Annotated in this window: 13 protein-coding genes; all 13 read right to left on the bottom strand. The window is 52.5% G+C overall.

The window, feature by feature from the left end:
- Positions 1-86 precede the first annotated feature (86 nt).
- The 13 genes from Q669_RS11505 to Q669_RS11445 all read right to left on the bottom strand — a co-directional run bounded on the left by Q669_RS11505 (position 87) and on the right by Q669_RS11445 (position 5612).
- Positions 87-776, bottom strand: a complete 690-nt coding sequence (locus tag Q669_RS11505) for a VIT family protein (RefSeq protein WP_020742832.1) — start codon at positions 774-776, stop codon at positions 87-89.
- 102 nt (positions 777-878) lie between these two features.
- The gene (locus Q669_RS11500) at positions 879-1178 is read right to left on the bottom strand and encodes a type II toxin-antitoxin system RelE/ParE family toxin (protein WP_022992354.1); all 300 of its coding nucleotides are present in this window, start codon (positions 1176-1178) and stop codon (positions 879-881) included.
- Entirely contained in the window at positions 1179-1448 is a 270-nt protein-coding gene (locus tag Q669_RS11495; protein ID WP_022992353.1) for a type II toxin-antitoxin system Phd/YefM family antitoxin, read from the bottom strand.
- 112 nt (positions 1449-1560) lie between these two features.
- Positions 1561-1995, bottom strand: a complete 435-nt coding sequence (locus Q669_RS11490; protein ID WP_022992352.1) for a GNAT family N-acetyltransferase — start codon at positions 1993-1995, stop codon at positions 1561-1563.
- An 83-nt stretch (positions 1996-2078) separates the two neighbouring features.
- Positions 2079-2372: a HigA family addiction module antitoxin gene (locus Q669_RS11485; RefSeq protein ID WP_022992351.1), complete on the bottom strand. Its 294-nt coding sequence runs from the start codon at positions 2370-2372 to the stop codon at positions 2079-2081.
- A complete protein-coding gene (locus Q669_RS11480) occupies positions 2372-2650 on the bottom strand; it encodes a type II toxin-antitoxin system RelE/ParE family toxin (protein ID WP_022992350.1) in 279 nt (92 codons plus the stop codon). Before Q669_RS11480 ends, Q669_RS11485 begins: the two co-directional genes overlap by 1 nt.
- A 130-nt stretch (positions 2651-2780) precedes the next feature.
- On the bottom strand, positions 2781-3095 hold the full coding sequence (locus Q669_RS11475; protein ID WP_022992349.1) for a hypothetical protein: 315 nt from the start codon (positions 3093-3095) through the stop codon (positions 2781-2783).
- A gap of 99 nt (positions 3096-3194) precedes the next feature.
- On the bottom strand, positions 3195-3626 hold the full coding sequence (locus tag Q669_RS11470; protein ID WP_036149609.1) for a hypothetical protein: 432 nt from the start codon (positions 3624-3626) through the stop codon (positions 3195-3197).
- Positions 3627-3742: 116 nt separating this feature from the next.
- Positions 3743-4138 (bottom strand): hypothetical protein, encoded by a 396-nt coding sequence (locus Q669_RS11465; protein WP_022992347.1) that lies wholly within the window; start codon positions 4136-4138, stop codon positions 3743-3745.
- 307 nt (positions 4139-4445) lie between these two features.
- Entirely contained in the window at positions 4446-4673 is a 228-nt protein-coding gene (locus Q669_RS11460; RefSeq protein WP_022992346.1) for a hypothetical protein, read from the bottom strand.
- Positions 4666-5007: a hypothetical protein gene (locus tag Q669_RS11455; RefSeq protein ID WP_022992345.1), complete on the bottom strand. Its 342-nt coding sequence runs from the start codon at positions 5005-5007 to the stop codon at positions 4666-4668. The genes Q669_RS11460 and Q669_RS11455 overlap by 8 nt, the downstream gene beginning before the upstream one ends.
- A 106-nt stretch (positions 5008-5113) precedes the next feature.
- Complete coding sequence (locus Q669_RS11450; protein WP_036149619.1) at positions 5114-5323, bottom strand: BrnA antitoxin family protein; 210 nt, start codon at positions 5321-5323, stop codon at positions 5114-5116.
- Complete coding sequence (locus tag Q669_RS11445) at positions 5316-5612, bottom strand: BrnT family toxin (protein WP_022992343.1); 297 nt, start codon at positions 5610-5612, stop codon at positions 5316-5318. Before Q669_RS11445 ends, Q669_RS11450 begins: the two co-directional genes overlap by 8 nt.
- Positions 5613-5682 lie beyond the last annotated feature (70 nt).

Raw genomic sequence — 5682 nt, 5'->3', positions numbered from 1 at the left:
CCGCGCTCTGCGGCAAATTTGAAGCGCAGCGGAGAATTTGTCCGACAGCAGCGCCTTGTTAGGCGAGAGAATGCACCGCCAGAAAATCATACGGCCACACCGAAGAGCGCACCGACCCCAGCCGTCAAAGCCATTGCCAGAGCCCCCCAAAACGTGACCCGAGAGGCGGCCTTAAGAACAGGAGCGCCGCCGACTTTCGCTGCTAATGAGCCTAGTAAGGCAAGGAACACCAATGAACTGCCAGGGACGACCCACATAAGTAACCACTCCGGAAACGATAGGACGACACATAAGGGAAGGGCCGCACCTACCGAGAATGTGCCTGCCGACGCCAATGCAGCCTGAATTGGACGGGCCGTAGAGACCTCTGAGATGCCAAGTTCATCGCGTGCATGTGCCCCAAGTGCATCCTGCTTCATCAGTTGACTTGCTACGCTGTCTGCGAGCGCCCGGTCTAACCCGCGCCTGACGTAAATCTCGGCAAGCTCCGCATGCTCTTGTTCAGGCGCATCAGCCAGCTCGGCTTTCTCTCTGGCAAGGTCGGCCCCCTCCGTATCGGCTTGAGAGCTGACTGACACGTACTCACCTGCTGCCATCGACATAGCACCTGCAACGAGACCAGCTACGCCTGCGACTAACAAAGCCTTGGAGTCCGCCCCTGCTGCTGCCACCCCCAAGACCAGGCTCGCAGTAGATACAATCCCGTCGTTTGCACCAAGAACCGCAGCACGAAGCCAACCGATTCGATCTGTTTTGTGTCTTTCAGAGTGTCTCATGCGAAGTCCAAATATAAGGTGAGCAGTAGCGCCTAACGCCCGCCATCACCGGTGACATAACCGCAGCGAAGCGGAGGGTTTGGCATCCGGTGCATGGCTTGGTTATGTTTCGTTTGCTGGTAATTCGAGCTGCCTCTCACTCCGCCAGACTCGTATGAGCACAACCTCTTTAGCCTGCCTGAGATAGACAACTCGAAACGGCGCGTGAATCAATTCGCGAATATGATCCATGTTGAATTCAGGAACAACTCGGCCAGCATCAGGGTGGATTTGAATCATTTCACAGTGCTCCAGGATAGCAGCCACGAAATCGTCACCGATATGTGGCACATCCTGCTCTTTGTAATACTCCTGAATAGCCTGTAAGTCCTCAAGAGCGGACTGTGCGATGCGTAATTCCATTTACTTGATACCCAACGTTTTCCTGGCGTCCTCCAACGATACGGTGTTGCCCTCGCGAACATCCATAAGCCCCCGCGCCACCGCCTTTACAAACCGCAATTCCTCTGCGGTTCTCTCATAATCCTCGAGCCCCTGAACAACAGCTATGCCGCGGCCACGGCTGGTGAGCAGGATGGGGCGATGCGTATCTTGCGCTCGACCAACCACCTTTCCGGGATTGATCTTCAGGTCTGATAGAGGAATGACATCCTCGGAAAATTTCACTTGCATAGTGATTACCTAGTCAACGATTTGGCACCATTAATAGCACCAGTTAACAGGTGCGGTCAAGAAACATAACGTGGAAATCAGCTGCGCCGAAGGCGTCGGCTGGATTGACTGGTTATGTTTCATTGATCAGGCCAAGCTCTAGCGCCTGTTCCTGATTCTGAAATATGGCCATTGCAGTGCTCATGTGCTTGAAGCCCAATTTTCGATAAAAGGCCTCCTTTCCAGGATTGGCATAAAGCACAATTTTCTTGTGGCCAGCAGACAATTCCACGAGCTTTGACACGATGGCCCCGCCAACGCCAGACCCTTGGAACTCTGGATGCACAGCAATATCACAAATGTAGGAGCAATCTGCTCCATCGGCTAATGCCCGACCGACACCCACTAAATTATCGGTTGAGTTGTAAAGAAAGCACTTGAACATACTAGCTGAGAAGACCTTGGCCAAGGCCTCTGGCTTCTTCTCGCCCAGGGGTGCGATGCGGTACAAGTTGGACAGTTCTTCCCAGTCTACGTCTGTCTCTGAATACTTCCATGTAAGGTTCACGGGTAACTCCTTCTAGAACATAACGCCTTGGCTTTGCGGCGTGCCGGAGCGCCAGCGTAGGCGCGTCCGACAACAGCCGCTGGTTAAGCTGCTTCGAAGTCCAGGGGATGAATGCCATCCAGATTGACCGTATTGCGGGCCACCCAAAGATCGTACATGTCCTGCATTGCCAACCAGCTCTCAGGAGTGCGACCGAGAACCTTGGATAGCCGCAATGACATTTCCGGGCTAATACCACTATCTCCTTTGAGCAGCCGAGACAAAGTGGAAGGTGATACGCCCAGACTGGAAGAAAGCTGACGGGAACTGATACCGAAAGGCTCCAGGTACACCTCCCGAATGAACTCACCTGGATGCGGCGGATTATGCATAGTCATTAGTGATAATCCTCATAATCAAGAATGTAGGCGTTGCCGTCCTGAAATTCGAACGTCATTCGCCAATTTCCGTTAACCCGAATCGACCACCGCCCCTTGTCTTTACCCTTTAATGGGTGAAGCCGAAAGCCAGGGATATCCATGTCCTCCACCGAAGTGGCCGTATCCAGAGCAGCTAACTGCATACGCAGTTTCTTGGCATGGTCAGGCTGTATGCCCGCCGTGCTGCCGGTCGAGTAGAACCGCTTCAGTCCTTTGTGACGGAAAGATTTAATCATGAGGGAATGATAGCATGGTGCGCATCACGCAACAATAGAGCTTAACGCCTTGGTTTAGCGGCGGCCCGACAGGGGCGTCCGGTGGAGGCCGAAGGCCGGAACGAACTACAACAACTTGTTAAGCACAAAACTACAGGCCACGCTCAATAGCCTGCTTTATTACCGGAGCCACGTTTTCTGGTGTGATGCCACGGTCTTTGCAGTACTTGGTTTGCAGCCAGGCGGATAGTGATTTTTGGCCTTTGCTGGCATTGCAGCCACAGCAACAGAGAGCAATATTTTCCCGAGTAATAATGTTGGCATCGTTGATGATATGTTCCCAGCTAGCCGCAGACCTTCTCGATACTTTCACAGGGGTAAACTCATTGCCGCAATAGACGCATACCGTATCGCGTGCTCGGATCTCTTTTTCGAGCCAGTCCGGGATGTTCCAATTATTTGCCATTGCTCGTGCTTACCTTTTACTGCTTAACGCTTGCAGCATGCGCGCCCATGAAATGGAGCCAAAGGCGCAATGTAATGGGCGTCGCCGTGCCTGCACTTGTTATAAGTCTTTGACATATAGGCACTTACCTCTTCGGTAATCTGCTGGCGAAAGCCTACTGATAGAGTGAAATGTAGCTTGATACTGCACAACGTCCCACTCCCATGCTTCCTGCATGACATAGAATTTGTCGTACCTGATCCAGATCAGCTTATCCCAATCGTAGTTTGTGGCTTTAGGCACCATCGTGATTCTGCTGCCGGGCTTGCCACTAGGTCTGTTGCCTTTTACTTGGTAACGAATACCGTTAAAAACGAAATCACTGCCCTTTGCCACAGCAGTCTTGTCTTGCATAAAGTCTGAGTACTCAGACTCGGACATTCCGACTAACATTGCTGCATCGTATTCTGATAATGGCGTCGTAATCTGAGGGGCCACCCCAAACCTTTCCTGCCAATCTAGCGCCACATCGATTAGTTTTTTCCGAAGCACCCAATCCCCTCAGCACTTATAACGCTTGCAGCATGCGCGGCTACGGAATGGAGCCGAAGGCGCAATGTAGTAGGCGTCGCCGTGCCTGCATTGGTTAGAAATTTTTTGCACGGTCTCTAGATTTCCGATTTATAGACAATCCAGCCCCGATAGGATTCTGGCTTAATCTCCTCGGCTTCCAGAGGTTTGACGGGAACTCTGGACAACCACTGCTCTGAATCAATTTGCTCGAAAGTTTCAGAGCTGACCTTGTACACATATCCCACTTGGTTCCAATCGACATCGGTATCCTTTAGCACGATTTGAGGTGGGCGCTTCGAGGTTTCAACAGAGAAAATAGCTCCGTCGCCTAGAGGACGATATGAAATTGCAAAGGGGATAGCTAACTCTCGGTCTGAAACAGCGTAAACACCGCGCTCGTTATCCGCCACGCCATATCCAACGCCCTGCGTCGGATTAAGCAACTCTAGCTTTTTTCGAGTACCGTGATACAGATATTCAGGCTTATTCATTGCTGAGCCCCTTTCTAACGCGGAGATAAGCGGCGGCCCGTAAGGGACGTCCGGCGGACGGCCCTCTGGCCGGGAGCGAACTTGATTGACTGGTTAAAGGCAGGTACTGACACTGCCTGCTCCCTGGCAACGACCTCGACGGCCTACTCCGTTACTTGCACCAGCTTGCGCCGGTACGATGTGTTTGAAACCACCGCCAAGCCAGCGGTGGATGAACCTGAACTCAAAGGTACCAGATCCCGAATAAATTGTCGGCGGACGGCCCGGAGAGACGAACGCCAAAAAATGCTACCAACACCGCTGACGATTAAAGCAACCAAATCAGACGCGGATTCAGACGGCCTTGGTGTTCACCAGATTCAGCGGGCTTGTCTGCCAAGCCCGGCACCAAGGCCAATCCTCCAAGGTCACCCCAAAGACCGAAGCCTTTGCCATTAACGCTGAGCACAGCGGCGACCTTGGAGTGGCGACGAAGGAGCCACGGAAAGGGCGTCCGGCGGCCATCGGCCGCGTACTGCTGCGACTTGTTATGCATGCTGAGCCACCTTGCGAGATGCCACGATGAAAACTGCTACTGGCAACCACACCAAAACAGCTAGCAATGCCGCTTTGAAGCTGTAGGGGGCAAAGATTAGCCCATAGATCCCCCATGTTGGTAGGTTAAGCCACGCCGATACAATGCCTGATGCCCAAAACCCCTGGCAGTGAAAGCCAACCAACATTGCATCGGTAAGGTAGCAACCAGCAGTTTCGGCAGCTATTGCACCACGTCCGATGAATACTGCGATCATGATATCTACCACCACCGCCAAACCAATCAGTGTCAGCGCTACACCTGATAACTTTTTAGCAATTGACCAGTTCATCATCCTGCATAACGCCAGCGCACAACGGCGCCCTTGTAGTGGAGGCGCAGCCGCAACGAAAAGGGCGTCCGGCGGCCGCAGGCCGCGAATTGATGCGCCTTGTTAACTGTCACTGCCACTGAAGTTTGAGATCCCTATGCTTGGCCGCACAGTCTCGAAGGTATAGGTTGATCAAGCTCTGATAGGGAATCCCCTTCCGCTCAGACATTTGCTTGAAATACTCTACTGTATCCTCGTCCAGCCTTATTGTTACCTGCTTCTTAAGCTTCGCGGCGTATGGATTGGGCTTGGAATCGGTGAAATCGTAGTGATCACGCATGGCGGTACCTCTCATAAACTTTTCTTTCCCGCTTCTCAGCTTTTCTCGCGGAAATGATGCGAATTCGGTCTTCCTCCCTGATGCAGTGGCATACAACCAGCAGGCGCGAATTGATACTCGTCCCTAACAACAGGAAGCGATCCTCGCCAAGCTCAGAGTGATCTGGATCGCTGATCAGTCGACCAAACTCATCGGTAAACACTGTCTTCGCTTCTTCGAACGAGACGCCGTGCTTTCGCAGATTCGAGTCGCTTTTGGCGCTATCCCATTCGAAGGTGAAATGATGCATACCTACAGTGTACTTACAATGTAAATTGTTCGCTAGGCCTGGTGATAGTTAACGCCGAAGCACAGCGGCG

The sequence above is a fragment of the Marinobacter sp. C1S70 genome (assembly GCF_000475355.1).
GTDB lineage: Bacteria > Pseudomonadota > Gammaproteobacteria > Pseudomonadales > Oleiphilaceae > Marinobacter > Marinobacter nauticus.
The sequence above is the reverse complement of the archived record's forward strand: the minus strand, read 5'-3'. Positions and strand labels throughout refer to the sequence as shown.